Genomic DNA, 24,891 nt, shown 5'->3' with positions numbered 1-24,891 from the left:
TTTCATGCAACGTGGTCTCCCAACCCTGAAAAATCTATTTCGGAGTGTCCTGCTTTTGTCCGCACTCACCGCAGCCAGCGCCCACGCGGCGGAAAAAATCGACCTGATCATCGACACCGACCCAGGCGCCGATGACGTCGTGGCGTTGCTGTTTGCCATGGCGTCCCCGCAGGAGCTGAGCATTCGTGCGCTGACCACCGTCGCCGGTAACGTGCGCCTCGACAAGACCTCCCGCAACGCGCGCCTGGCCCGCGAGTGGGCAGGGCGCGAAGACATCCCGGTGTACGCCGGCGCGCCAAAACCCATGCTGCGCACGCCGATCTATGCGGAGAATATCCATGGCAAGGAAGGTATTTCCGGGGTCGCCGTGCATGAGCCGAAAAAAGGCCTGGCCGAAGGCAATGCCGTTGACTACCTGATCAAGACCCTCAGCACCGCCAAGCCTCACAGCATCACCATCGCCATGCTCGGCCCGCAGACTAACCTGGCACTGGCGTTGACCCAGGCGCCGGAGATCACCCAAGGCATCAAGGAAGTGGTGGTGATGGGCGGGGCGCATTTTAATGGCGGCAATATCACCCCGGTGGCTGAGTTCAATCTGTTCGCGGACCCTGTCGCGGCTGAAATTGTGCTCAAAAGTGGCGTCAAGCTGACTTACCTGCCGCTGGACGTGACCCACAAGGTGCTGACCAGTGACGCGCGCCTGAAACAGATTGCCGACATCAAGAACAATGCGAGCAAGGTGGTGGGCGATATTCTCAATGAATACGTCAAGGGCGACATGGAGCACTACGGCATCCCGGGTGGCCCGGTGCATGACGCTACCGTGATTGCCTACCTGCTCAAGCCTTCCCTGTTCAGCGGCCGTGAAGTCAACGTGGTGATCGACAGCCGCGAAGGCCCGACCTTCGGCCAGACCGTCGTCGACTGGTATGACGGCCTCAAGCAGCCGAAGAACGCATTCTGGGTTGAGAACGGCGACGCCCAGGGCTTCTTCGATCTGTTGACCGAGCGCCTGGCCCGTCTGAAGTAAGGTGTTTGCCGGTCGGCGCTCGCCGGCCGGGTCTTATTCGCGCTCGGGGTTATGAGCGCCCATGTGGTCGGCCGGGTATTTCTCGAATACCTGGCCGATGAACGCCTGTGCGGCCTGAGTGCCGAGCTCCTTGACCAGCAGGTCGATTCCGATGATGGCCAACTCCTCCGGGCTTCCGGGGCTGTAGGAGCTTTGTCCTTGAGGCCACTTGGCTTTGATGTCGGCTTGGAGGGTTACGGTACTCATGGTCGGGGCTCACGGGGCGGGAAGGCTGGGCAATGCGCTGGAACGCGGTTCTAACCGGGGCAGTTAACCATTTTTGCGTAGGGTTTGGCAGTGCTACTTAGGCATGAGACGTTTCGGGATGAGGCCGATGCTGTGCGACACTGTTACCCCATTCAATTGCCGGGGACACCAGGTGCAGATCGATTTGAACAACCCCGAGAACCTCACGCTGGAAGCCGTGCGCCAGTTGCTCGCGAGTGCCAGTGACGACGAGCACACCCAGTTGCGGGTGACCAAGGGCGGTATCGCGTTTATTTCTTCCGGGAAGGCCGTAGGCGGAGTCGACATCGACGGCCTGCTGTTTCGCCTCGAGACCTGGGCCAAAGGCTCGGGTTATGTCGGTAACGTCGCGGCCAGCGATGAAGTCTGGGTCCGGCAGATTTTCAACGCGCTCGAGCAGAACTGGCCGAAGCCGCCGTTTGACTACATCGATATCTACTGAATTCGTTCATATCTGGTGACGATTGATCCGGCGAATGCTCGCCTTGAGTCAGGCAGACTTGCTCTTAGGCGATTTACGTCTTGAAACCAAACCGCCAGATCGCTGTCGCACGATCTCTGTCCATTTTTTTCATAGGAGGCTTCATGCCTTGGAAGCTCGCATCATTCGGTACTTTGTTGGCAGCACTCGCGTTGGCGGGTTGCAGCACCCCGGGTGCCCCTGAGCCGGGCAAAGATGCCGCCGTTGCCGATGCAGGTCACACTCGCTGCGAGTCGAAGGCTGCCGAATTCGCCATCGGCCAGAAAGCCTCGCCTCAATTGCTGGAGCAGGCGCGTACCCGTGCCGGCGCGCAGAACGCACGGATCCTCAAGCCTAACGACATGATCACCCTGGAATACCGCTCCGACCGTCTGAACCTGAACACCGACGACAACCTGGTGATCACGCGGGTCAACTGCGGCTGATCGCTTCGCGGCTTTTGCAGCGCCCATAAAAAACCCCGTCACATGGACGGGGTTTTTTTAGCTCAGCGGAGAATTACTCGCCGCGAACCTGTGCAGCTTGCATACCCTTTTGGCCTTTCTCAGCCACGAAGGAAACGGTTTGGCCTTCTTTCAGGCTTTTGAAACCGTCGCTTTCGATAGCTTTGAAGTGTACGAACAGGTCGTCACCGCCACCTTGAGGAGTGATGAAGCCGAAGCCTTTTTCATCGTTGAACCATTTAACGGTGCCGGTTTGGCGATTAGACATGGTGTATCTCCAAGAAACATATATTTTCAGTAGTGCTGTGCTGCTCAGGCCAACTGGGCACACCGGGGTATCATAGTCGAAATGTTCGGCTTGTAAGCCCCCCCAAGGCATTGTTTGCTAATCAATAGCGTTGCGTTTAGTGCCTTGGTTGGCTGAAAGCCCCGATCTACGGGGCTTTGCAGCGAAATACCAGCTGTTAAAAAAAGCCGTAAAAGCTGAGTAATTTGTGCGAAATGGCAGTTTTCAGGCTGTTTTTTCAGTCAAATGGCCGTCTGATCAGTGGTCGTTGTTATTTTTTCTTCACGACTTTGCAGGACGAAATAGCCGCGACAGCTTTGTTTTTTAGCTCGGGGCTGGAGTTCGGGTTAGTCATGAGCTCTTTGATTTCAGCGGTGCTCAATTCGGCATTGATCTTGTCCGCGCCACATTCGCAATGGCTTTTGGCGGTTTTGGCGTCCACGTTTTGTTGGGCTGCCGAGCTGCAATCTTTGATGAAGCTGTCACGGGCACCTTCAGGCCAGTTCGAAGGGGCGGCGGCGTGTGCGCCAACAGACAAGAAAGCCAGGGAAGCGGCGAGAGCGAGGGTCGAGGTAAAGCGCATCATGAAGTGCTCCTTTGATTCGTGGGCAAACAGCGATTCTCAGCGGGTTTGAGGGCTTTCGTACAGCTCAAGTTCACTTTTACAGGCATCAAACACGGGATTTTATGTTTCATCTGGCGCGGCAGGCGCGATGACCGTTCATCTGTGCTAGCATCACCCGCTTGGCTATTTCCAGGCGCGCCCATTGCCGCCTTGCCATGTTTTTTGAGTTCACTCCAGTCACTCTGGTTCGATTATCGGTTGGCCGAAAGGCTCCTGCCGCTGTAAGGCAGGCGTTCATCATTGAACGGCCTGGTGTTGGATCTTGTACTGGCTCATCCCAACCCACGTGACCTTTGGTAGGGGTCACCACTAGGAGAGGAGGCGCCATGCCAACTATTACTCTTCCCGACGGCAGTCAACGTTCATTCGATCATTCGGTTTCCGTAGCCGAGGTCGCCGCATCCATTGGTGCAGGTCTTGCCAAGGCCACCGTGGCCGGCAAGGTCGACGGCAAGCTGGTTGACGCCAGCGACCTGATCACTGGTGATGCCAGCCTGCAAATCATCACGCCCAAGGATCAAGAGGGGCTGGAGATCATTCGCCACTCTTGCGCGCACCTGATTGGCCATGCGGTCAAGCAGCTGTACCCAACGGCAAAAATGGTGATCGGCCCGGTCATTGACGAAGGCTTTTACTACGATATCGCCTATGAGCGTCCTTTCACTCCGGACGACCTGGCCGCTATCGAAGCGCGCATGCACGCGCTGATCGAAAAAGATTACGACGTGATCAAGAAGGTCACGCCGCGCGCCGAAGTGATCGACGTGTTCACCGCCCGTGGCGAAGACTACAAGCTGCGTCTGGTGGAAGACATGCCGGACGAACAGGCCATGGGCCTGTATTACCACGAAGAATATGTCGACATGTGCCGTGGTCCGCACGTGCCGAACACACGCTTCCTCAAGTCGTTCAAGCTGACCAAGCTGTCCGGTGCCTACTGGCGCGGTGATGCGAAGAACGAACAATTGCAGCGGATCTACGGCACGGCCTGGGCTGACAAGAAGCAACTGGCGGCCTACATCCAGCGCATCGAAGAAGCTGAAAAGCGCGATCACCGCAAAATCGGCAAGCGCCTGAACCTGTTTCACCTCCAGGAAGAAGCGCCGGGCATGGTGTTCTGGCACCCGAACGGCTGGACCCTGTACCAGGTGCTCGAGCAGTACATGCGCAAGGTTCAGCGTGACAACGGCTACCTGGAGATCAAGACGCCTCAGGTTGTTGACCGCAGCCTGTGGGAGAAATCCGGGCACTGGGCCAACTACGCCGACAACATGTTCACTACGCAGTCGGAAAACCGCGACTACGCCATCAAGCCAATGAACTGCCCATGCCACGTGCAGGTGTTCAACCAGGGCCTGAAGAGCTACCGCGAGTTGCCGATGCGCCTGGCCGAGTTCGGTGCCTGCCACCGTAACGAACCGTCGGGTGCGCTGCACGGCATCATGCGTGTGCGTGGCTTCACCCAGGACGACGCTCACATCTTCTGCACCGAAGAGCAGATGCAGGCTGAATCCGCCGCGTTCATCAAGCTGACCATGGATGTTTATCGCGATTTCGGTTTCACCGAAGTCGAAATGAAACTGTCCACTCGTCCGGAAAAACGTGTTGGTTCCGACGAACTGTGGGATCGCGCTGAATCTGCACTGGCCGCTGCGCTAGATAGCGCGGGCCTTGCGTACGATCTGCAGCCGGGTGAGGGCGCCTTCTACGGTCCGAAGATCGAGTTCTCGCTGAAAGATTGCCTTGGTCGCGTCTGGCAGTGTGGTACCCTGCAGCTCGATTTTAACCTGCCGATCCGTTTGGGAGCCGAATACGTCTCCGAAGATAACAGCCGCAAGCACCCGGTTATGCTGCACCGGGCGATCCTCGGCTCGTTCGAACGGTTCGTCGGTATCCTGATCGAGCACTACGAGGGTGCATTCCCTGCGTGGCTGGCTCCGACCCAGGCAGTGATCATGAATATCACTGATAAACAGGCCGATTTTGCCGCTGAAGTTGAAAAAACTCTCAACGAAAGCGGATTTCGTGCCAAGTCCGACTTGAGAAATGAAAAGATCGGCTTTAAAATCCGCGAGCATACTTTGCTCAAGGTTCCCTATCTTTTGGTTATCGGAGATCGGGAAGTCGAGATGCAGACTGTCGCTGTGCGTACTCGTGAAGGTGCTGACCTGGGCTCGATGCCCGTCGCCCAGTTCGCTGAGTTCCTCGCGCAAGCGGTTTCCCGGCGTGGTCGCCCAGATTCGGAGTAATTATTATTAAGCGTGAAATGAGACAAGATAAACGAGCTGCACCGAAAGCCCCGATCAACGAGAATATCTCGGCACGCGAGGTTCGGTTAATTGGCGCTGACGGCGAGCAGATTGGCATCGTCTCGATTGATGAAGCGCTTCGTATTGCTGAAGAGTCCAAATTGGACCTGGTGGAAATCTCCGCCGATGCAATCCCACCTGTTTGTCGGGTGATGGACTACGGCAAATCGATCTTCGAGAAGAAGAAACAGGTTGCCGCAGCGAAGAAGAACCAGAAGCAGATTCAAGTAAAAGAAATCAAGTTTCGTCCAGGGACGGAGGAAGGGGATTACCAGGTAAAACTGCGCAACCTGGTACGTTTCCTGAGTGATGGGGACAGGGCCAAGGTATCCTTGCGATTCCGCGGCCGTGAGATGGCCCACCAGGAGCTGGGGATGGAACTCCTCAAGCGGGTTGAAGCTGACTTGCTCGAGTACGGTTCGGTCGAACAGCATCCTAAGATGGAAGGACGCCAGCTTATTATGGTCATCGCCCCGAAAAAGAAGAAGTAATCAACAGGGCACGGCAGGCCTTCTGATTATGTTTATCAACTGAATGCGGAGTACCGAACATGCCAAAGATGAAAACTAAAAGTGGTGCTGCTAAGCGGTTTCTGAAAACTGCTAACGGTATCAAGCACAAGCACGCTTTCAAGAGCCACATTCTGACCAAAATGTCGACCAAGCGTAAGCGTCAACTGCGCGGTAGCAGCTTGCTGCATCCGTCTGACGTGGCAAAAGTCGAGCGCATGCTGCGCCTTCGTTAATTTTAGTCAAGAATAGAGGAATAACTCATGGCTCGTGTAAAGCGTGGCGTCATTGCCCGTAAGCGTCACAAAAAAATTCTGAAACTTGCTAAAGGCTACTACGGCGCGCGTTCACGCGTATTCCGTGTTGCCAAGCAAGCGGTAATCAAGGCAGGCCAATACGCCTACCGCGACCGTCGTCAGAAAAAACGTCAGTTCCGCGCTCTGTGGATCGCTCGTATCAATGCTGGTGCACGTGTTAACGGTCTGTCCTACAGCCGTTTCATCGCTGGCCTGAAAAAAGCGTCCATCGAAATCGACCGTAAGGTTCTGGCTGAACTGGCCGTGAACGAAAAAGCGGTGTTTGCTGCGATTGTCGAGAAAGCTAAAGCCACCTTGGCTTAAGTACCCCCGACAGTCACCTTGGGCTGCTCCTGTAGCCCAAGGTGGTAAACGTCATAAATAGGGGAAGAGCCTTCAAGCTCTTCCCCTATTTTGTATCTGGAGTCTGTACATGGAAAACCTGGATGCGCTCGTTGCCCAAGCTCTTGAGGCTGTGCATAGCGCTGAAGATGTAAATGCCCTGGAGCAAATCCGGGTTCACTACCTTGGCAAAAAAGGTGAATTGACTCAGGTGATGAAGACCCTGGGGAATTTGCCGGCTGAAGAGCGTCCGCAAGTCGGCGCGCTGATCAACGTCGCCAAGGAGCGTGTCACCGAGGTGCTCAATGCGCGCAAGGCGTCGCTCGAGGAGGCCGATCTTGCGGCCAAGCTCGCCGCCGAGTCCATTGACGTCACCTTGCCTGGTCGTGGCCAGGCCTCGGGCGGTCTGCATCCGATCACCCGGACTCTGGAACGTATCGAGCAGTTCTTCACCCATATCGGTTACGGCATTGCCGAAGGCCCCGAGGTCGAAGACGACTATCACAACTTCGAGGCGCTCAACATCCCAGGCCATCACCCGGCCCGGTCGATGCACGACACCTTCTATTTCAACGCGAACATGCTGTTGCGCACCCATACCTCGCCGGTACAGGTCCGCACCATGGAAGCGAACAAGCCGCCGATCCGCATCGTCTGCCCAGGCCGTGTGTACCGCAGCGACTCTGATATCACCCACTCGCCGATGTTCCACCAGGTCGAAGGCCTGCTGGTCGATCGCGACATCAATTTCGCCGACCTCAAAGGCACCATCGAAGAGTTCCTGCGGGTGTTCTTCGAGAAAGAGCTGGCGGTGCGTTTCCGTCCATCGTTCTTCCCGTTCACCGAGCCATCCGCTGAAGTCGACATGGAATGCGTGATGTGCAGCGGCAAAGGCTGCCGCGTCTGCAAGCAGACCGGCTGGCTGGAAGTGATGGGCTGCGGCATGGTTCACCCTAACGTGCTGCGCATGTCCGGGATCGACCCGGAAGAGTTCTCGGGCTTTGCCTTCGGCATGGGCGTTGAGCGCCTGGCCATGCTGCGTTACGGCGTGAACGACTTGCGTCTGTTCTTCGACAACGACTTGCGGTTCCTCGCGCAATTTCGCTAGTCGTAACGAATCTTTAGGAGAGCAGGATGAAATTCAGTGAACAATGGCTGCGTGGCTGGGTAAGCCCGCAGGTAGATCGCGACGAGCTGGTTGCTCGTCTGTCGATGGCCGGCCTTGAGGTCGATAGCGTAACGCCGGCCGCCGGTGTTTTCACCGGCGTGGTGGTGGGCGAGGTGCTGAGCACCGAGCAGCACCCCGATGCCGACAAGCTGCGTGTGTGCCAGGTCAGCAATGGCGTGGAAACCTTCCAGGTCGTGTGCGGAGCGCCAAACGTGCGCCCGGGCCTGAAGATTCCGTTTGCCATGATCGGCGCCGAACTGCCGGGCGACTTCAAGATCAAGAAAGCCAAGCTGCGTGGCGTTGAGTCCAACGGCATGCTGTGTTCCCAGGCCGAGCTGCAAGTCGGCGAGGGCAACGATGGCCTGATGGAACTGCCGGCCGATGCGCCAGTGGGTCAGGACATTCGCGTTTACCTGGAACTGGAAGACGCCAGCATCGAGGTCGACCTGACCCCGAACCGGGGTGACTGCCTATCCCTCGCCGGTCTGGCCCGTGAAGTGGGCGCGCTGTACAACGCCCCGGTCACCCGCCCGGTGGTGGCCGCAGTCGCTGCAGTCCACGACGAAGTGCGCCCTGTCGACGTACTGGCGCCAAACGCCTGCCCACGTTACCTGGGTCGTGTGATCCGCAACGTCGACCTGTCCAAGCCAACCCCACTGTGGATGGTTGAGCGCCTGCGTCGCGCCGACGTGCGCAGCATCGATGCCGCCGTGGACATCACCAACTACGTGATGCTGGAGCTGGGCCAACCGCTGCACGCCTTCGATCTTGCCGAAATCAATGGCGGCATCCGCGTGCGCATGGCCGAAGAAGGCGAGAAGCTGGTATTGCTCGACGGCCAGGAAGTCAGCCTGCGCGCCGACACCCTGGTAATTGCCGACCATTCCCGCGCCCTGGCGATTGCCGGCGTGATGGGTGGCGAGCACAGCGGCGTGTCCGAAACCACCCGCGATATTTTCATTGAGAGTGCGTTCTTCGACCAGATCGCCATCGCTGGCAAGGCTCGTTCCTACGGCCTGCACACCGATGCCTCGCACCGCTACGAGCGTGGTGTGGACTGGAAACTGGCCCGTGAAGCCATGGAGCGCGCCACTGGCCTGCTGCTGGAAATCACCGGCGGCGAAGCCGGCCCGATCACCGAAACCGTCAACGAGCAGTTCCTGCCGTCGATTGCACCGATTACCCTGCGCGCCAAAAGCGTCGAGCAAATGCTTGGCCTGGTGATTGAACCTGCGCAGATCGAGCAACTGCTGTCCGCACTCGGCCTGGGTATTTCCGCCGGTGGCGAAGGGCAGTGGCACGTAGAAGTGCCAAGCCATCGTTTCGACATCAGCCTGGAAGTCGACCTGATCGAAGAGCTGGCCCGCCTGTACGGCTACAACCGCCTGCCGGTTCGTTACCCGCAAGCGCGTCTGGCACCGCAACCCAAGGCCGAGGCGCGTGCGCACCTGCCAGAGTTGCGTCGCCTGCTGGTTGCCCGTGGCTACCAGGAAGCGGTGACTTATAGCTTCATCGATCCAAAGCAGTTTGAGCTGTTCAACCCAGGTGTTGAGCCGTTGCTGTTGGCTAACCCGATCTCCAATGACATGGCCGCCATGCGTTCGTCGCTGTGGCCGGGTCTGGTTAAGGCACTGTCCCATAACCTGAACCGTCAGCAGGACCGCGTGCGCATGTTCGAAAGCGGCCTGCGCTTTGTCGGCCAACTCGATGGCCTCAAGCAAGAGCCGATGCTGGCGGGTGTTGTCTGCGGTAGCCGCCTGCCAGAAGGCTGGGCACAGGGCCGCGATGGCGTGGACTTCTTCGACGTTAAAGCCGATGTGGAGGCGGTGCTGGGCTTTGCCGGTGCACTGGATGACTTCACGTTTGTGTCTGGTAGCCACCCGGCATTGCACCCGGGCCAGACTGCACGTATCGAGCGCGAAGGGCGTTTGGTGGGTTTTGTCGGTGCCATCCACCCTGAGCTGTCGAAAACATTGGGCCTGGACCGTCCGGTCTTTGTTTTTGAGCTGGTTCTGGCTGAAGTGGCGTCGGGCAAGATGCCTAAATTCAGCGAGTTGTCGCGCTTCCCTGAAGTGCGTCGTGACCTCGCGCTGATCGCCGACCGTGAAGTGGCCGCCACTGCCGTTCTGGACGTAATCCGTGAAAATGCAGGGGAATGGCTGACAGACCTCAGGCTATTTGACGTCTATCAGGGTAAAGGCATTGATCCGCATAGAAAAAGCCTTGCAGTTGGCTTGACCTGGCAGCATCCATCGCGCACTCTTAATGACGATGAGGTGAATACCACGACACAAAATATCCTCACCTCGCTCGAACAAAGGTTGAACGCCACGTTAAGGAAGTGACGTATGGGGGCTTTGACGAAAGCTGAGATGGCGGAACGTCTGTACGAAGAGTTGGGTCTGAACAAACGCGAAGCCAAGGAATTGGTCGAGCTGTTCTTTGAAGAAATTCGGCACGCTCTGGAAGACAACGAACAGGTCAAATTGTCCGGTTTCGGCAATTTTGACCTGCGGGACAAACGCCAGCGGCCTGGCCGCAATCCAAAAACGGGAGAAGAAATCCCGATCACGGCTCGCCGTGTGGTCACCTTTCGTCCAGGGCAGAAGTTGAAGGCCCGAGTTGAGGCTTATGCTGGAACCAAGTCATAACGACGAACTACCCGTCATCCCAGGCAAACGCTACTTCACCATTGGTGAAGTCAGCGAGCTCTGTGCGGTCAAGCCGCACGTGCTGCGCTATTGGGAGCAGGAGTTTCCTCAACTCAACCCCGTCAAACGCACCGGGAACCGTCGGTATTATCAGCGCCAGGATGTGCTGATGATCCGACAGATCCGTGCGTTGCTGTACGACCAGGGGTTCACCATCAGCGGCGCGCGCCAGCGTATGTCCGGTGATGAAGCCAAAGACGACACCACCCAATACAAGCAAATGATCCGCCAGATGATCTCCGAACTCGAAGATGTGCTGGTGGTGTTGAAGAAGTGATACAAGCTTTTAAAATACTTCCACATTTCAAAAGCTTGCGGTATATTCCGGATCGCTTCGTTACGAAGCAAACCCAGTAACACGCCTAGTCGGGGCGTAGCGCAGTCCGGTAGCGCACTAGCATGGGGTGCTAGGGGTCGAGTGTTCGAATCACTCCGTCCCGACCATATTTTTCAATGACTTAGCCCAATCTTCACAGGTTGGGCTTTTTCATGTCTGAAAAAATACTCCCACATTTACTCCCACGGATATTCTAGATCTAGGTAGCTTTGGTATCTCAAGGGCTGTGAGCTAGCGACAGCTTTGGCATAAGCAGCAACGTGGGCGTTAGTTGAAATCAGGAACTTCGGGTCCTTTTTCGGTGCGCCCAGCATGGGCGCAATCTTGTGGGAGAAGATCCCGCCGTAATGCAAAGCCAAGCAGCAGGCGAAAGATGTGATTCATCTCTGTCGTGGAGACGCAAAGCAAGCGGCCGAGATCTATAGCCCAAGAGAGGTGGTCGCTGAACCTATGACTGCCTGGAAGCCAGGCTACGTGTACGATCCGGGGGCCTTCGACACCAACTAGTGGTCTTGATCCTAGCTCTAGCATGTGATGGGCATACTGATAGCCATTTACCATCGGCATGGTGGTCGTTATCCTGAAGACACGAGAACAACCGGTTGTTATTTCAGGGAAAGGATATGAAGGACGTCATTGGCTTTTTTGCTTACGCGTCAACGCCTGCCGAGATAGGGCAAACCATTGAGAGTGCTGTTGCTACCAGCTCAAGAACCAATACGAAAACGGTTGTGTCTACCTGGAGGGCCTTGGACATCGTCGGTCACTTCATCTCTGACGAAGTGCTGGCAAGTATTGATGCAGCCGATTTCCTGGTTGCTGACATCAGTGAGCTAAATTTCAACGTCACGTATGAAATTGGCTACGCCCTTGGTAAATCAAAGCGCGTTCTGCTTGTCAAAAACAAAAGCCTCCAGTCGCAGGGGTTGAAAATTTCCGATGTCGGTATTTTTGACACCCTTGGGTTTCAGGAATACCAGAACTCGCCTGAGCTGAGCGGTTTCTTGAACAACGCGTCAGCCTGGAAATCGATTGACGTGTCTGCTGCGCTCAATCTCAAGGCACCGGTTTATTTGTTGGATACACCGCACAAAACCGACTGGTCGACCCGCATCATCTCGAGAATCAAAAAGGGCGGCTTCATCTTCCGTAACTTTGATCCAAACGAAACTCCCAGGCTTTCGGCCTATGACGCGATCAATCAGGTCGCACAATCCTATGGAGTTGTGGTTCCGTTGCTATCTACTGGGGCGACAGGAGCGGCCATCCACAACATGCGAGCCGCCTTCATTGCTGGTTTGGCCGATGGCATGGGCAAGGCGATGTGCATTCTTCAGTCAGGCGATGAGCCGGTCCCAGTGGATTATCGAGACTTTGTCCAGGTTACCTACCATCCGAATGATGTTAACCGCGCCATTGAGGTGTTTGCGTCCGATGTGACCCAAGCGTTTCAGCAGCTTGAGGCTTCTGGCGCGAAACCCGAGCGGTCATTTATCAAAAAACTCAACCTCGGCGCGACATCTGCCGAGAACGAAATGCGGGATCTCGAACGTTATTATCTGGAGACCGATCAGTTTCTGAAATCGTTGCGTGGCGAGGCGCATTTGGTCGTCGGTCGTAAGGGTTCTGGAAAATCAGCCATCTTTCTTCAAATCAGGGATGCCGAGCGCGACAAAAACCGTAACAAGAATATCGTTTTGGATTTGAAGCCAGACGGCTACAAACTCATCAAATTCAAAGAACGCATCCTTCAGTTTCTTTCCGAAGGCACCTACCAGCACACAATCACGGCGTTTTGGGAGTACGTGCTACTGCTGGAAATTTGCTACAAGATTTTGGAAAAAGACAAACAGCGTCACATCCATGATCATAGGCTGTATGAAGGCTATCGCGAGCTCGCCGAGCTGTATCGGGGAGAAGATTACGATTCAGAAGGCGATTTTTCTGAGCGCATGTCGATGCTCATGGAGAAAATCTACTCCGAATACCAATCCAAGTACGGTTCAACCAAAAGCGTCAATCTGAGCTCATTCGAAGTGACCGAACTCCTGTACAAGCATGACGTAAAGCAACTCAAACAAAAGCTGGGACGTTACCTTGAGAACAAGCAGGTGCTATGGCTTCTCTTCGACAATATTGATAATGGCTGGCCAACGTCCGGACTGAAGCATGAAGACCTGCTTATGGTCAGAGCTTTGATCGACGCTACGCGAAAAATTGAACGTCAGTTCAGCAGCGACAACATCAAGGTGCGCTCGGTAGTGTTCCTACGCAACGACGTCTACGAGCTGCTGGTCAAGGAGACGTCTGACCGCGGCAAGGAAGCCAGTGTGGTGCTGGATTGGACGGATTCTGACTTGTTACGCGAGCTCGTTCGTTTGCGAATCGTGTCCAACGGTCTTGAAGAAGACCTGGACTTCAAGTCGGCCTGGCTGCGGCTTTTTGTAAGCCATTACAAGGGCGAGGAAACGTCTCAGTTTCTGATAGAGCGTTCCTTGATGAGACCACGCTTTCTCTTGAATCTGATCAATCATTGCAAGAGCTTTGCCATCAACCTCAACCACGAGATTATCGAAGGCAGCGACATTGAGAAAGGCATCGCGGCCTATTCAGCGGATCTGCTGCGCGATATTGGCTACGAGCTTCAGGACGTGTCCGATGAGACTGAAGGCCTTCTCTACGCTTTCGTCGCATCATCCGCCGACCTTTCTGAGCAGCAGGTGATGGATACTCTCCTTAAGTCTGGGCTTGATCAGCAGAAGGCGAGTCGCGCGGTAGATCTGCTGCTTTGGTATGGATTCCTGGGCATTCGAATCAACTCGGACGATCCTAAGTTTATTTATGATTTTAGCTACAACAAAGCGCTCATGGACGGGGTTAAGAAGAACTCGAACCAAGCGGTCAGTCTTGTAATTAACCAGGCGTTTTGGCCAGCATTGATGATCAACCAATAATCTAAAAATCATCCGCCAGATGGTAGGGATAGCCCCGTTGTCTGCCTTAGCCGCCGTTGGCCTGACAGACCTCAAAACAATGCTCTATGTGCGTCGCACGATTCAGATTTGCCCTTTTGCCGGAGATCGAATTCGTGGTTGCTTCATATCTTTCGAGGGCTCATCAATGAGCCTTGCATGGGCTTAGCTTGTGCTCGAACAGGATCGATAGACAGCCGCGATTTTGATCAAACATTTTTGCGAGTAAGAGATCGCTGTGATGAAGTTATGCTTTGTCGTGATGGGGTATGGCAAGAAAACCGAGTATGAGTCTGGTCGCACGCTCGACCTGAATGCAACGTACGAAACGATTATCGAGCCCGCTGTCACCAGCCGCGGCTTACGCTGCGTTCGGGCTGACGAGATCATGCAGTCGGGACTTATCGACGTAAAAATGTACGACCTGCTGCTCAGGGCTGATCTGGTCATCGCCGATATTTCCACGGGAAACGTAAACGCCGTCTACGAACTGGGAGTACGTCACGCGCTGAGACCGAATTCGACCATCGTCATGAGCGAGGACAAGGGCAAGCTGTACTTTGACCTCAATCACATCAGCACTTTCCAGTATTCGCATTTTGGTGAGGACATTCTTGCACGTGAGGCGCGGCGCGCCACGGAGGCCCTGGGTAACCTGATTGAGGCCGTGATGGCCGCCCAGGCTATCGACAGTCCAGTTTATACGTTCCTGCCCAGGTTGCGCTCGCCGAGTATGTCGGATGAAGAGTTTGAAGAGTTGGTCGATGAAGCAGAAGCCGCTCAACAACGACTTTTTCATCACATGCGCGAAGGTGAAAAGTTGATGCGGCAGAGTCAACATCATGCTGCCAGCGTAGAGTTTGCTGCTGCAAGGGATATGAAGCCTGGTGAGCCTGATATTTTGCAAAAGCTTGCACTGAGCACCTATAAGTCAAAGATTCCTAATGAGCTCGCCGCGCTGCGAGCTGCCATGGAAGTGCTTAGCCCCCTCAATCCTGAAAGCTCGAATGACCCCGAGACTGTTGGCATTGCGGGAGCGATCGTCAAGCGAATCTGGCTGCTTGAGGGTGATAGAGCTTCACTTGACTCCGCCATTGCTTTTTATCGCCGAGGCTTTGAGGTCAAGCGTGACTATTACAACGGCGAAAACCTTGCGCTGTGCTTCGAGTTTCGAGCGCAAATACAAACAGAAGACGCGGAGAGAATGTTCGACTTCATGTGCGCGCAGAAAATCCGTGAAGCGATTTTGAGGATTCTGTTGCCTGTGCTGGAGTCTCCCGATTTCATTGAACGCAGCGACAGACGCTGGGTGTATGCGACTTTGGCCAACTGCTATTTTGCGGTCGGAGACGCCACGCAAGCCGAGACGTTCGAGAATCATTTTATGGGAGCCTTCATTGCTCAATGGGAGGTTGATACTTATCAGGCGGGCAAAAGTCACGTGTTAGCAACCCGAGAGAAACGGCTCGCAGCGGTGGCCCCGTCTCAGCACTGACCGTTTGAGGTTATCGACAATGCTCAACCAACGACTTCAAGAAAGGAACAGCGAAATGGGGTTGCCCAGAACATTCGTCGGCTTCAGCAGCACAGACCGACACATGTATGAACTGATGGGGGCGTGGAAGAAAAACACTCGGATCGATTTTGATTTCGCCGACTGCCAGTTGAACATGGCGTTGAACTCGGAAGACGAGGATTACATCAAGCGCAAATGCCGGGAAAGGATTGATATGGCCGGCACCTTCGCACTGCTGATTGGCAGGGACACGCGTTCGAAACACAAATACGTGCGTTGGGAGATACAGGTAGCGATAGAGAAGGGGTGCAAGCTCATCGGCATCAACCTGGACGGAGCCCGCCAGGTGAATGCTGATCTTTGCCCTCCCATCCTGCAGGACGTTGGGGCAGTGTTCGTCCCGTATTCCCCTGCCATTATTGCTCATGCCCTGGCGAACCCCACGGCAAGTGAGCGTGGCAACTATTTCTATCCGCCAGCCGTGTATCAAAAACTCGGCTATGAGGTTCCTTGATGCAGATTTCTGATTTCCCTGGTCTCTATCAGGCCGCCGATGAGCTGTCGGGTTCCGCTCAGAAGCATTTTCTTGCCGCGCTGCTCACTAACCTGGCGCTGTTGGTGGTGGCCGCAGTCGTCTCGGTTATCAATTATCCTCACTGGGGTGCAGCGGCCCTGCAGGCGGCTCTTTTAGCCGGCGCATTAGCCAGCTCTGTGTATTTGGCGACACAGCGGCCTGAGCGGCTTTGGTATTCGGGGCGTGCCGTCGCCGAATCAATCAAAACCATGGTGTGGCGCTACGTGTCCCGCGCAGAGCCTTTTCATGAAAGCGACGAGGCGGCCAAGAAGCATTTGCTGGCAAAGCTTACGCAAGTGGTTGAGCAAAACCCAGGCGTGTCGAACAAGCTGCTCACGCATCTGCCGGCCCAGCAAATTACGTACAAGATGAAGCTGATGAGGGCCGGTGATTTCGAAACCCGGCGCGATACGTACATCGAATCCCGGATCAACGACCAACTGGGATGGTATTCACGTAAAGCTAACTTCAACGCCCAGGCCGCCAAGTATTTCTTCATTACATTGATCGCCGTTAACGCCATCGCTTTTGGATGTGCGCTGATCAAGATCGCCAACGTGGAATACCAATACTTTCCGACTGACGTGCTGATCGCTGTTGCAGCAAGTATTCTGACGTGGATGCAGGCAAAACGCTTCACTGAGCTATCGGCGTCTTACGCACTGACTGCGCATGAGATTACGCTTATACGTGAACAGGCCGATGAGCTGAAAAAAGATGAGCATTTGTCGACATTTGTAGGTGACGCTGAGAACGCATTTTCTCGTGAGCACACTCAGTGGGAGGCAAGGAAGGACAACTGACAGCGCCTCGCGTGCGAACGACTACTGGCAGGAGTAGGGCGCTAGTTTCAGAAGCTAAACACCTTCCTGCCGGCAGCTTATTTAAGCTCGTCGGAGAGCTTCGACCAGGGTACGGTTTTGATCTTGTGTTCCGATACCCATTTAGGCTCAGCTGCGCCGAACTGCTTACCGGAATGCACAGCTACAACCTTCTTGCCAAGCTCTAGGCTCTTTTCTACCTCCCATTTCACCCACTTGCTCTGGGCAGTGTCCTTGGAAATGAAGACCACAGTGATAGATGAGCGGTTGATGCGCTCGGCGATCTTGCGCTTGATGTACTCCGCCTGCTCACTGTCGTAGGGTTCGCGGACTGAATGATCATTGAACTCGATGTCATTGTTATCGTTTTTTGCCTGTCCCCTGAGCAGATTGACCTCAGCCATGTCCTCAGTGGCAAAACTGATGAACACGTTGCGCTTGCCCTCATTTAGAGCAGCCTTGGCTTTTTGCTCCAGTGACCTGACATCACCGAGTCGGCTCCATCCACCTGTGCTGCTACCGCCCATCATTGGCACCCTCAAATTTGAATTCGTTGCAGGCGATACAGTTGCCGCACGGCTGTTCTTCACCCAGGTGGCACGAGTAGGTCTGAGAGATGCCTTTCTCGGCTGCCAGCGTCACGACGTCAGGTTTGGTGAACGATGAGAGCGGTGCAAGCACCTTGATATTCCGGCCCATGCATAGAGTTATCATGCGCTCAGCCTCCTCGAGGAATCCGGAGGTCTGATCAGGAAAAAGGCTGGTGCTTTCGTGAAGCAATCCGATGGAGATCGCATCGGCGTTTTTCTGATGGGCGTAAGCGGCGGCGGTCAACAGAAAAAGCATGTTCCGGCCGGGAGTGAAGGCGTCGTCAATGATGTGCAAGGTCGGGTCGGTGAGTCCCGAGCGAATCAACCTGCCAAATCCCGACAGACCGGCAATTTCGGGCTCAGGAAGTCCAAGCTTCTGCATGGCCAGCTTGCAGGCTGCGAGCTCTCGGTCGCGGGCGCGTTGACCATAATCTACAAAGAGTGGAAATATCTGCAGGCCTTGCTCCTGTGCCAACTTGGCGACGAGCGTAGAGTCTAGGCCTCCGGAAACCAGTGTCACGATACTCATACTAAAACAGCCTCCTGCTTGCGATTTGCAACGCGCATAACGATCCATATGGCCCAATCCAAAAGACCAACCGGGCAATCCATTTCCCGGGCATGGTCACGAAGCCTGTCTTCATGCCTGCCATACTGATTCAATCCGGATATGGATACCTGAGTGCCTGAATATATCCCCTGAGCAGACATGTAATTGAGCACGTGCCGATCAAGGATTGCCAAGTCATAAGTAACCCCGCAATTGCGCAAAAACATACTGGCTTGCTTGGGCCCCATACCGGATGCATGGGCCACTAGCCACGCGCGTACATCACTGACGTCACCACTGATCAGCGCCTTGAGTGAGCCGCCAATGCTTGCTACGGCCGCCCACGTGGACGCTAAGTGACCGGCTTTTGCCCTGGGAAACCTGTAAGTGCGCATTTTGCCGTCGACAACGAGAGGGGTTCTGAGCACTTCAAACAATTTCTCGGCAAGGTGCTCGCTGTGTTGTTTGTTGTGATAAAGATAGCCACGTTCATCGATGGCATCGGCGGCTGCCATAGCGAGCGGGTAGGGGACCTGGCTACTGAGAATGCAGCAAGAAAGCTCCCACCATAGATGACGCTCGTCAGACACTGCGCCGGCTTCGATGCGTGTGCGAATATCTGGACAGACCGCAGCGACAGCTCTGCAGAGCGCTTCAGCGCTATAAGTGGTCATAGAAAAATTCCTGGGAATAGCGATCGAAGCTCGGCGCTTTTCATGCCGGTAACTCCCATGGCGAACGGTTCTTCGCGGCCTTTCGAATACATGTCACGCATGATTCGGCCAAACTCCGCATAATACTCTAGATTGTGGAACGCAACCTTGCCTGCGTAGCCTATGTTGTTGTTTGCCATCACCCTATCCATAAATTCACTTCGGATCCTTTTCGTTTTGAAAAAGTCGAAGTGTTGGAAGTGGTGAAGCCGCTCAAGCTCAGGATCTACCGCAAACCGACACCACTCAAGACCGTCGAACGTGTCCGCGCCAGCGGCCGCCAGTAGTGCAATGCTCCACGGGTTTCCAGTGCCCAGTAGATGAATGGGTTGATAATAGGGCAGCTTGTCCAGTTCATCCCTGATATGTCTGACAGTCAATGCACGCTGCGCAAGGCCCGCACCCAGTTCCCTTTCCGGAATGGCGATGATAGGCGGTTGCAGGTGCTCGGATATCGCCCTGACGATCCGAGGAAGTCTTTCGAGCCCCTTAGGGGTCTGCTTGACGTGAATGATGGGTAGCACCGGAGCAGAGGTGTGCTTGGCGTCGCGCTCCACTGCTTTTATGACCTGCCTGACCGCCACTTCGAATTTGTCACTGGGGGTCATGTTGTCAAAACAGAACGCCCAATCGTGTGGCGTATCGGTTAGCGCGCGCTTCAGGTTCGATGGCTTCCACTGTTTGTCATTCAGGCGGTAAGCCTCATAATTGCCCGAGTCGATGAGAACAAAACCGCCTAGGTCTCGATAGGTCGTTATTTCAGCAATCATCTTGTGTCGCGATTCAGAATTAACCAGGTCATAGGCAGAAACAAGAATCGAGCGCGTCGGATACACCGTTAATGCTTCCAACGCTTCTACGGGATCGAACTGTGTCTCGTGTGACGAAACAGACATGAAGACATTAGGAAGGGCAAGCGCACCGTCAGCTATCGTGGCTAACCGGACGGGCTTACCCTGAGGAGGTACAACGAGCCCGATTTTCTTCTGCAGCAACTGAAAGCATGAGTGATCTGCTTCGCCCTGCCATGACCGGAAATCAACACTGCTGAAGTGACCATATGGGTACGGCGGATCACTGTCATCCAAAATGAGAGGGACGACCTTCTTTTGATATTTTTCTGCCAAGCTCAACTCGCCAGTGATGGTGTGCTTGTGAGCAAATGAGGAATATAGAGCAACGACGCATTTCGCTTCTTTGAGATTTTCTGTAATCGCGACACTGAAGTCGCCAACTATCAAATCGTCTAGCCACACGCTCCAGGACGCGGAGAGGAGATCGCGAACCTTCAGCGCTGTCTTGCTATTTTCTTTGGCATATATGATATAGACGTCCGCCATGGATCGATCTGGCCTCAGCTGGTTACATTCCGTTGCATGACCCTGCGGGCGATGCCGATTATTGTTTTATCTTTCAGTGAGTGGCAGCGGCTTCGCCAGCAGCCCAGACTGCGAGGTACATTGCTGTCGTGAAGTCATCCGTTGTCTCTGTTGCAACGGTTAATACACTCGCGGCAGTAGTGCGCTCGTGGAGTGTGATGATCGGAATTGATCGGGCTCGGTCTTCTGCAATTCGTGCCAGGGACTCCACCGACAACTCATCATTTATTACCAAGGTCGCATCCGTATTCCAGCCAGCGTTTGCCACTTCAATCTGTGGACATGTCACATCAACACCCAGTTCGCGCAATGCAAACCGGGCTTCTTCCATCGTGTATCGCTGTCCTAGTGAATCAACACCACCTTCAAGACGAACCCTGCCACCTCTCCAAGATGAGATAGGCTGACGTTGCTTGAGGATGGATTCATCAAACTCGAACGCACGGGTATCGCAATAGACAGATACCGACCGTGACGCCAGATCTGCAGCTTGGTGAGGCGGCAGTTCGCCTTGCGCCCAATGAACCGCAAATACGGCAGTAAATATGTCACCTGTTCCGATTTTAAAAACACTGCTGGAACGATAAGCCGGTATGTGTGAAATCTTGCCTACACCCTCGTAAACTGAGGCGCCACGTGCACCTTGTTTGATCACGACAACCTGTGCGCGTTGTTTTTTCAGCAGGTGTTGCGCCGCTAAGTGCAACTCATCGATTCCAGTTATCTGGCGCACTTCCAGTTCATTCATTACTAGGGCCAATTCTCTGGCCGTCGACCCATTGGCTCCAAACGATGGCGGGTTATGCCAGGTTTGCGGGTCGTATACGGCCCGATTCGCCGTGACCACCGCATCTCCCTCAAGAAAGCCGAAGCGCAAAACGGCGTTCCCAGTCACCGATATCGAGTTTTCGCGGTTGATGGACGCGCGGGGTGGCTCAATATGGGGCGAAGAAAGGGGGTGGAAATACGCAAAGACTATTGGCGATGGCCTGGTAGCGGCATGCGTGATGATTCCCTGCGACTCCAGCGAAACCAATGCGGAGCGATCAGCGGGGGAGGCATAAGTGGAAAACTCGACACCCGAAGCCAGTGCGTTGGCGGCCAAGGCAGCGCGACCTCCAGAGCCCAGCGTAGAGTCCCAGAACGGTACATCACATAACTCGCGATATAGACCACCAACGATGTGCATTCCGTGCCCTCGGTCAGTCTTACGTCGGATCGGCAGCCAATGCATCGCTTCAGAGACTGAAGTTCAGATGATTTGCTCTTTAACGCATATCGCATCATGCCCTACAAAAAAAGCCTGAAAACCAGCAGCCACATAGTCGCTGCGCGGCGAACGACAACGATCGTCGATTGACACTTCGGTCGATCAAGCTCACGTCCTCGAGGCCCGATGATGCTGCACGAGTATAGGTGTCATGATGATATTATCGTCAAGCAGGGCGCCCCAAAAAACTTTGAGACTAAGCCAATCAACCATCGAACTCTATGAGCTCCTGGAGAGCGGCAACGGAACGGTTCAGTAATGAGCGCTGCCCCGAGTTGATTGTGCATGTCGAGCACCCAATGGGATGCTACGGAGATTTAAGCTTTTTCGAGCTTAAGAAAGGGATTATCGGTAGGTACGGCCGCAGCTTTGAACAATAGTGCTGGTTCTTCTAGCAAATAGCCTTTGAGTTTTGCCTTCTTACGGGGACCTTCGACCTGACAAGCCCAGATATTTAGACCGTCGTCACGCTTCCTGTGGACCTTCAATTTTTCGAATTGCTTCTGCACCCAACGCCATTCTTCAGTCTCTTGATTGGCACCCTGAGAGATACCAGGGAACTCCTGCGCATAGCGTTGGAAGAGACCAGGCGTGACCAGAAATACGCTGCCACTCACCGTGTGGATTTTGGCCTTGCTGTCATTGATGACCAGTTTGTGGCTCAGGATGCTTTCCTTGACCCAATTCAAGAATGCCTGGCCAGGGTTATTCGAAGGAGGATTTGAGATTTCGAGAGCGTTTGCTGACGGTGCATCACGTGCCTCGGGTTCTGCCATTTCGAACATATCCAGCAACGCTCCTAAGTAGTCGGCATCTTCCGTGGCTACGGGATCTGGCTGTGATGGGCTTTGATCTGATCCTCTACTGACAACCTTGGGTGCTAGTGGCGATGCCGGAGCGTCAGTTGAGTGGTCATCGACTGCGAAGCTTACCGTTCCGCTGAAAGCTTCAGGTCGGTCTTCGTTCGCCCAAATCAACGCCGGTTGAAGGCGCAGAAAGGTAAAGCTCTGCTGCCAGTTTCCCTGCGTGACAAGCGCAGTCCAGATGGCTTTGCCTTCCGGCGTGGACTCAACCAATCCATGCGATTGCAGTTCGTCGAACACAGCAATGTTGGACGACGGAATGCCTTCTATCGCTTGTGAAAGCAAATAAGCTCGGAGTTTGTCCGTGACTGCCTTACTAACCAACCACAGGGAGTCCTGGGTCAGCCATCCCGCGGCCCCTGGCTGGTTGAGTTTCAGCTCGTGCTGAACGAGATGACGCAGTCCGCTGATCAAGTGATGTTGCAGCGTATGAATCGGCGCTTGCAACGCCTTGCTTGGGTTGCCACCGATGTTCTGTGCGGTGGAGACCCGGTCGGCTTGAATCACCAACTCGCCCAGCACGCCGGCGCGTTCATACTGGCCGGCTAGGACATACAGCAGACTCGCCCACAGCGGCGGAAAGCCACTCAGCCAATCGAGGATCGGTCGGTTGAGAATCTGGGTGTAGAGCAAGCCTGCGGCGGCGCCGTGCAGGTGATAATCGCGACCTTTGAGGTAGCGAAAGCGGTAGGGCTGATCCAGGGGACCCTGCCAAGGATGCCAAACACGGCCATCCTGGCGTTCGACTAGCAGGTCCACGGCGATCTTGCCGATGTCATGCAGAAGGGCACCATAAGCAATACCCGCCGACCAGGCATCGGTCTGGGCGGCTTGGTCTTCGGGCGCAGCGCCGGTTGGCAGCAGATACGACTGACGCAGTTTCAAACTGCAAGCGACCAGTTCCAGTCCATGGTCGAGCATGCCGCCAAGGTAAGCATGGTGGTGCGTCTCGCTGGCAGGCAGTTGCTGGACCTGTTCGGCGTAGCGATGGATCGGATTTATATAGAGCTGGGTGAACTGCGCGTGGGAGAGGGCGGTGTACTGCCAGATGCGGTCGAGCAACTGGCGGCGGTGTTCCGCGGCTAACAAACTGTGAGCCGACTCGATGGGCAGGTAACCTTCGGCGACGTTGACGGTCGGTGGCGGAGGGGGCTTCTGCCTTTTGCGGCGAAACAGGCTGAGCATCGTGATCTCCGGGAAGTGGCTGGGTCATTGGCCTTTTAGCCTTTTCGGATAGCGCTCTTACCCTTGAGTGCCCATTCCCTTCCAACCCTTACCCGTCCTTTTGGCTCGTGTCCCTTTGTGAGGCAATCGGAATATGGATACTGCTAGGCATCATTTTTTTGGGGGCTAGTACGGAAAAGAAAAGAGTCGGTACACTGCGGTGCCTATTTTTTGGGTCTTGCCATGAACCTTACTGACGCCACGCTCGTGCTGCTGCTCGCGGCACGTATCCATGGGACCGACGAAGCCGTCAGGGCCTCGGCGAAGAGCGTGGTCAAGAAGTTACCGCGCAGTAAACGCGATCTGATCTACAAGGTGATCGACAGCCGGAGTCCGCTCGAGCTGGTGGATTTTCTGGCGCAGAACCTGGATACATAACGGCATGCTGCGGGTGTGCGCCCCTCTCTTTTTCTTTGCGTGAGGGGCCCGCCGTCTGTTTTCTGGAAACAGAAAAAAGGGCTCAACTCGCGTTGGGCCCTGTGAAGCGTTTGCAGCGGTGAGGTAACGATCAAGCTCCATCGTTCATGCATAGTGAGTCATCCAAGACCGCTTGCTTCAGTTGCTGCTCCAGGTTGAGTACATACTCCGAGGCGCTTCGGGCCTGGCCACTGGCGCGGAAGATCGCGCGTTTGTCAGCCTTGAGCAGGCCGAGCCAGGAGTCAATGTAGCCCTCGTGCCTAAGTTCTCCCTGTATACCGGTGTAGGCACATAAAAACGCAGCGCCCATCTCGGCGATCAACTCCTCAAACGCGTAGCCTGGCGAGCCGAACGGACAGGCTGACGTCATGCCTTCGCGCTGCAACCGAGAGTGATGCCCGGTCCAGTGCGTCAGCTCATGAAGTGCCGTGGCGTAGTACCCGCCTTCATCGTGAAATTGTGCTTTTGTCGGCAGTTGGATGAGATCCCTGATCGGGTGGTAAAAGGCTTCGTCGGCAGGCCGATGAACGATGCGTGCACCTGAACTTAATAGCAGATTTTCCGCGGCGCTGTTGGGCTGGAAGGGATCACTCTGTTCCGTCTCGAGCAGGGTTTCATTGAGCATTTCGAGCCCCTCCGTTTGCTCGATGTTGAACAGAAAATGTGTCCTGAGAATGCCGAAGTGAGCGACCTTGGGTTGACCGTTTTCATCGAGTACGGGTTGGCCTGACTCGGTCTGTTCCTCGCGCTCCATCGGCTTGTAGAGCACCGCCAGAGTGCTGTGCTCACCCTTACGAATGTGCCCACCGGTCTTTTTGGCTTGGTTGAAGGTCAGCCAACGATCTTGAGTGAACCCCTGCAACCTGGCCTCGGCCCAGAGCAGCGGTAAATTGATGCCCGAATACGGACGTCGTGTGATGGCGTTGACGGGGTAGGGTTGATGACCGATGTAAGCGGAGCCACTTGAGGACCAGGGTTTGATCCAGGGAGCAACGCCTTGGTCTAACGCGGTAACGATCTTGTCAGTTACGTCTTGGTAGATATCGCGCATGGCAATTTCCTCGAGAGAAAACGGAGGAACGCCTTGCCCGTCGGGGGAGGGTTCCCCGGTTGGGTGATGGGTTGGATTGATGCAGGTCTTGCATGCCGCCCGAATGTGGAGGTGGGCGCCGCCCAT

26 protein-coding genes and 1 tRNA gene are annotated in these 24,891 nt (G+C 55.0%); 17 read left to right on the top strand and 10 right to left on the bottom strand.

The genetic code is table 11. The annotated features are described in order from the left end of the window. Positions 1-4: 4 nt before the first annotated feature. Positions 5-1,033 (top strand): nucleoside hydrolase, encoded by a 1,029-nt coding sequence (locus HBO23_RS30770; protein WP_017138773.1) that lies wholly within the window; start codon positions 5-7, stop codon positions 1,031-1,033. A 33-nt stretch (positions 1,034-1,066) separates the two neighbouring features. Here HBO23_RS30770 and HBO23_RS30765 read toward each other — a convergent pair whose 3' ends face one another. Next, entirely contained in the window at positions 1,067-1,279 is a 213-nt protein-coding gene (locus HBO23_RS30765) for a hypothetical protein (RefSeq protein WP_017138774.1), read from the bottom strand. Between the two features lie 172 nt (positions 1,280-1,451). On the opposite strand from HBO23_RS30765, the gene HBO23_RS30760 reads away from it, so the two are divergent. Together HBO23_RS30760 and HBO23_RS30755 are read left to right on the top strand one after the other, a co-directional pair. After that, positions 1,452-1,760, top strand: coding sequence for a hypothetical protein (locus HBO23_RS30760; protein ID WP_170040740.1), 309 nt, complete (start codon positions 1,452-1,454; stop codon positions 1,758-1,760). A gap of 143 nt (positions 1,761-1,903) precedes the next feature. After that, a complete protein-coding gene (locus tag HBO23_RS30755; RefSeq protein ID WP_017138776.1) occupies positions 1,904-2,224 on the top strand; it encodes an I78 family peptidase inhibitor in 321 nt (106 codons plus the stop codon). A 73-nt stretch (positions 2,225-2,297) separates the two neighbouring features. On the opposite strand, the gene HBO23_RS30750 is transcribed toward HBO23_RS30755, so the two are convergent. Both HBO23_RS30750 and HBO23_RS30745 read right to left on the bottom strand, forming a co-directional pair. Further along, the gene (locus HBO23_RS30750) at positions 2,298-2,510 is read right to left on the bottom strand and encodes a cold-shock protein (protein WP_003234260.1); all 213 of its coding nucleotides are present in this window, start codon (positions 2,508-2,510) and stop codon (positions 2,298-2,300) included. Between the two features lie 289 nt (positions 2,511-2,799). After that, positions 2,800-3,114: a hypothetical protein gene (locus tag HBO23_RS30745; RefSeq protein WP_017138777.1), complete on the bottom strand. Its 315-nt coding sequence runs from the start codon at positions 3,112-3,114 to the stop codon at positions 2,800-2,802. Between the two features lie 365 nt (positions 3,115-3,479). On the opposite strand from HBO23_RS30745, the gene thrS reads away from it, so the two are divergent. The 13 genes from thrS to HBO23_RS30680 all read left to right on the top strand — a co-directional run bounded on the left by thrS (position 3,480) and on the right by HBO23_RS30680 (position 16,690). Then, on the top strand, positions 3,480-5,402 hold the full coding sequence (thrS, locus tag HBO23_RS30740) for a threonine--tRNA ligase (protein ID WP_017138778.1): 1,923 nt from the start codon (positions 3,480-3,482) through the stop codon (positions 5,400-5,402). Further along, positions 5,402-5,953 carry a translation initiation factor IF-3 gene (gene infC, locus HBO23_RS30735; RefSeq protein WP_015884933.1) on the top strand — a complete coding sequence of 184 codons (552 nt, stop codon included), beginning with the start codon at positions 5,402-5,404 and terminating at the stop codon, positions 5,951-5,953. Before thrS ends, infC begins: the two co-directional genes overlap by 1 nt. Positions 5,954-6,012: 59 nt before the next feature. Continuing rightward, a complete protein-coding gene (gene rpmI / locus HBO23_RS30730) occupies positions 6,013-6,207 on the top strand; it encodes a 50S ribosomal protein L35 (protein WP_002553160.1) in 195 nt (64 codons plus the stop codon). Between the two features lie 27 nt (positions 6,208-6,234). Beyond that, positions 6,235-6,591 carry a 50S ribosomal protein L20 gene (rplT, locus tag HBO23_RS30725; RefSeq protein ID WP_003174975.1) on the top strand — a complete coding sequence of 119 codons (357 nt, stop codon included), beginning with the start codon at positions 6,235-6,237 and terminating at the stop codon, positions 6,589-6,591. A gap of 109 nt (positions 6,592-6,700) precedes the next feature. Beyond that, entirely contained in the window at positions 6,701-7,717 is a 1,017-nt protein-coding gene (pheS, locus tag HBO23_RS30720) for a phenylalanine--tRNA ligase subunit alpha (RefSeq protein ID WP_034117607.1), read from the top strand. A gap of 26 nt (positions 7,718-7,743) precedes the next feature. Beyond that, positions 7,744-10,122 (top strand): phenylalanine--tRNA ligase subunit beta, encoded by a 2,379-nt coding sequence (gene pheT, locus HBO23_RS30715; protein WP_170040739.1) that lies wholly within the window; start codon positions 7,744-7,746, stop codon positions 10,120-10,122. A 3-nt stretch (positions 10,123-10,125) separates the two neighbouring features. Beyond that, complete coding sequence (ihfA, locus tag HBO23_RS30710; protein ID WP_002553164.1) at positions 10,126-10,428, top strand: integration host factor subunit alpha; 303 nt, start codon at positions 10,126-10,128, stop codon at positions 10,426-10,428. Continuing rightward, complete coding sequence (locus HBO23_RS30705; protein ID WP_003219935.1) at positions 10,409-10,765, top strand: MerR family transcriptional regulator; 357 nt, start codon at positions 10,409-10,411, stop codon at positions 10,763-10,765. The genes ihfA and HBO23_RS30705 overlap by 20 nt, the downstream gene beginning before the upstream one ends. A gap of 90 nt (positions 10,766-10,855) precedes the next feature. After that, positions 10,856-10,932, top strand: a tRNA-Pro gene (locus HBO23_RS30700). A 516-nt stretch (positions 10,933-11,448) separates the two neighbouring features. Continuing rightward, positions 11,449-13,779 (top strand): hypothetical protein, encoded by a 2,331-nt coding sequence (locus HBO23_RS30695; RefSeq protein ID WP_020300934.1) that lies wholly within the window; start codon positions 11,449-11,451, stop codon positions 13,777-13,779. Positions 13,780-14,038: 259 nt separating this feature from the next. Beyond that, on the top strand, positions 14,039-15,292 hold the full coding sequence (locus HBO23_RS30690) for a tetratricopeptide repeat-containing protein (RefSeq protein ID WP_020300933.1): 1,254 nt from the start codon (positions 14,039-14,041) through the stop codon (positions 15,290-15,292). A gap of 19 nt (positions 15,293-15,311) precedes the next feature. Then, positions 15,312-15,827: a TIR domain-containing protein gene (locus HBO23_RS30685; RefSeq protein ID WP_324188010.1), complete on the top strand. Its 516-nt coding sequence runs from the start codon at positions 15,312-15,314 to the stop codon at positions 15,825-15,827. Further along, positions 15,827-16,690, top strand: coding sequence for a DUF4231 domain-containing protein (locus HBO23_RS30680; RefSeq protein ID WP_020300931.1), 864 nt, complete (start codon positions 15,827-15,829; stop codon positions 16,688-16,690). Before HBO23_RS30685 ends, HBO23_RS30680 begins: the two co-directional genes overlap by 1 nt. Positions 16,691-16,767: 77 nt before the next feature. Here the strand turns inward: HBO23_RS30680 and HBO23_RS30675 are convergent, their stop codons facing one another. The 6 genes from HBO23_RS30675 to mobH all read right to left on the bottom strand — a co-directional run bounded on the left by HBO23_RS30675 (position 16,768) and on the right by mobH (position 23,258). Continuing rightward, a complete protein-coding gene (locus HBO23_RS30675) occupies positions 16,768-17,235 on the bottom strand; it encodes a TIR domain-containing protein (protein WP_032903651.1) in 468 nt (155 codons plus the stop codon). Next, the gene (locus HBO23_RS30670; protein WP_020300929.1) at positions 17,225-17,827 is read right to left on the bottom strand and encodes a 7-cyano-7-deazaguanine synthase; all 603 of its coding nucleotides are present in this window, start codon (positions 17,825-17,827) and stop codon (positions 17,225-17,227) included. Before HBO23_RS30670 ends, HBO23_RS30675 begins: the two co-directional genes overlap by 11 nt. Further along, entirely contained in the window at positions 17,824-18,522 is a 699-nt protein-coding gene (locus HBO23_RS30665; RefSeq protein WP_032903619.1) for a DNA lyase, read from the bottom strand. Before HBO23_RS30665 ends, HBO23_RS30670 begins: the two co-directional genes overlap by 4 nt. After that, positions 18,519-19,901, bottom strand: coding sequence for a toll/interleukin-1 receptor domain-containing protein (locus tag HBO23_RS30660; protein ID WP_020300927.1), 1,383 nt, complete (start codon positions 19,899-19,901; stop codon positions 18,519-18,521). Before HBO23_RS30660 ends, HBO23_RS30665 begins: the two co-directional genes overlap by 4 nt. 73 nt (positions 19,902-19,974) lie before the next feature. Then, positions 19,975-21,129: a carbohydrate kinase family protein gene (locus tag HBO23_RS30655; protein ID WP_020300926.1), complete on the bottom strand. Its 1,155-nt coding sequence runs from the start codon at positions 21,127-21,129 to the stop codon at positions 19,975-19,977. A 398-nt stretch (positions 21,130-21,527) separates the two neighbouring features. Then, positions 21,528-23,258 (bottom strand): MobH family relaxase, encoded by a 1,731-nt coding sequence (gene mobH, locus HBO23_RS30650; RefSeq protein WP_020300925.1) that lies wholly within the window; start codon positions 23,256-23,258, stop codon positions 21,528-21,530. Between the two features lie 222 nt (positions 23,259-23,480). Between mobH and HBO23_RS30645 the strand changes: the two genes are divergently transcribed. After that, positions 23,481-23,675, top strand: a complete 195-nt coding sequence (locus HBO23_RS30645; protein WP_020300924.1) for a hypothetical protein — start codon at positions 23,481-23,483, stop codon at positions 23,673-23,675. A 130-nt stretch (positions 23,676-23,805) separates the two neighbouring features. Here the strand turns inward: HBO23_RS30645 and HBO23_RS30640 are convergent, their stop codons facing one another. After that, entirely contained in the window at positions 23,806-24,765 is a 960-nt protein-coding gene (locus tag HBO23_RS30640) for a zincin-like metallopeptidase domain-containing protein (RefSeq protein ID WP_032903620.1), read from the bottom strand. Positions 24,766-24,891 lie beyond the last annotated feature (126 nt).

This window comes from Pseudomonas sp. WS 5532 (assembly GCF_012985445.1).
GTDB classification, from domain to species: domain Bacteria; phylum Pseudomonadota; class Gammaproteobacteria; order Pseudomonadales; family Pseudomonadaceae; genus Aquipseudomonas; species Aquipseudomonas edaphica.
This window is presented reverse-complemented; position numbering and strand designations above follow the sequence as displayed.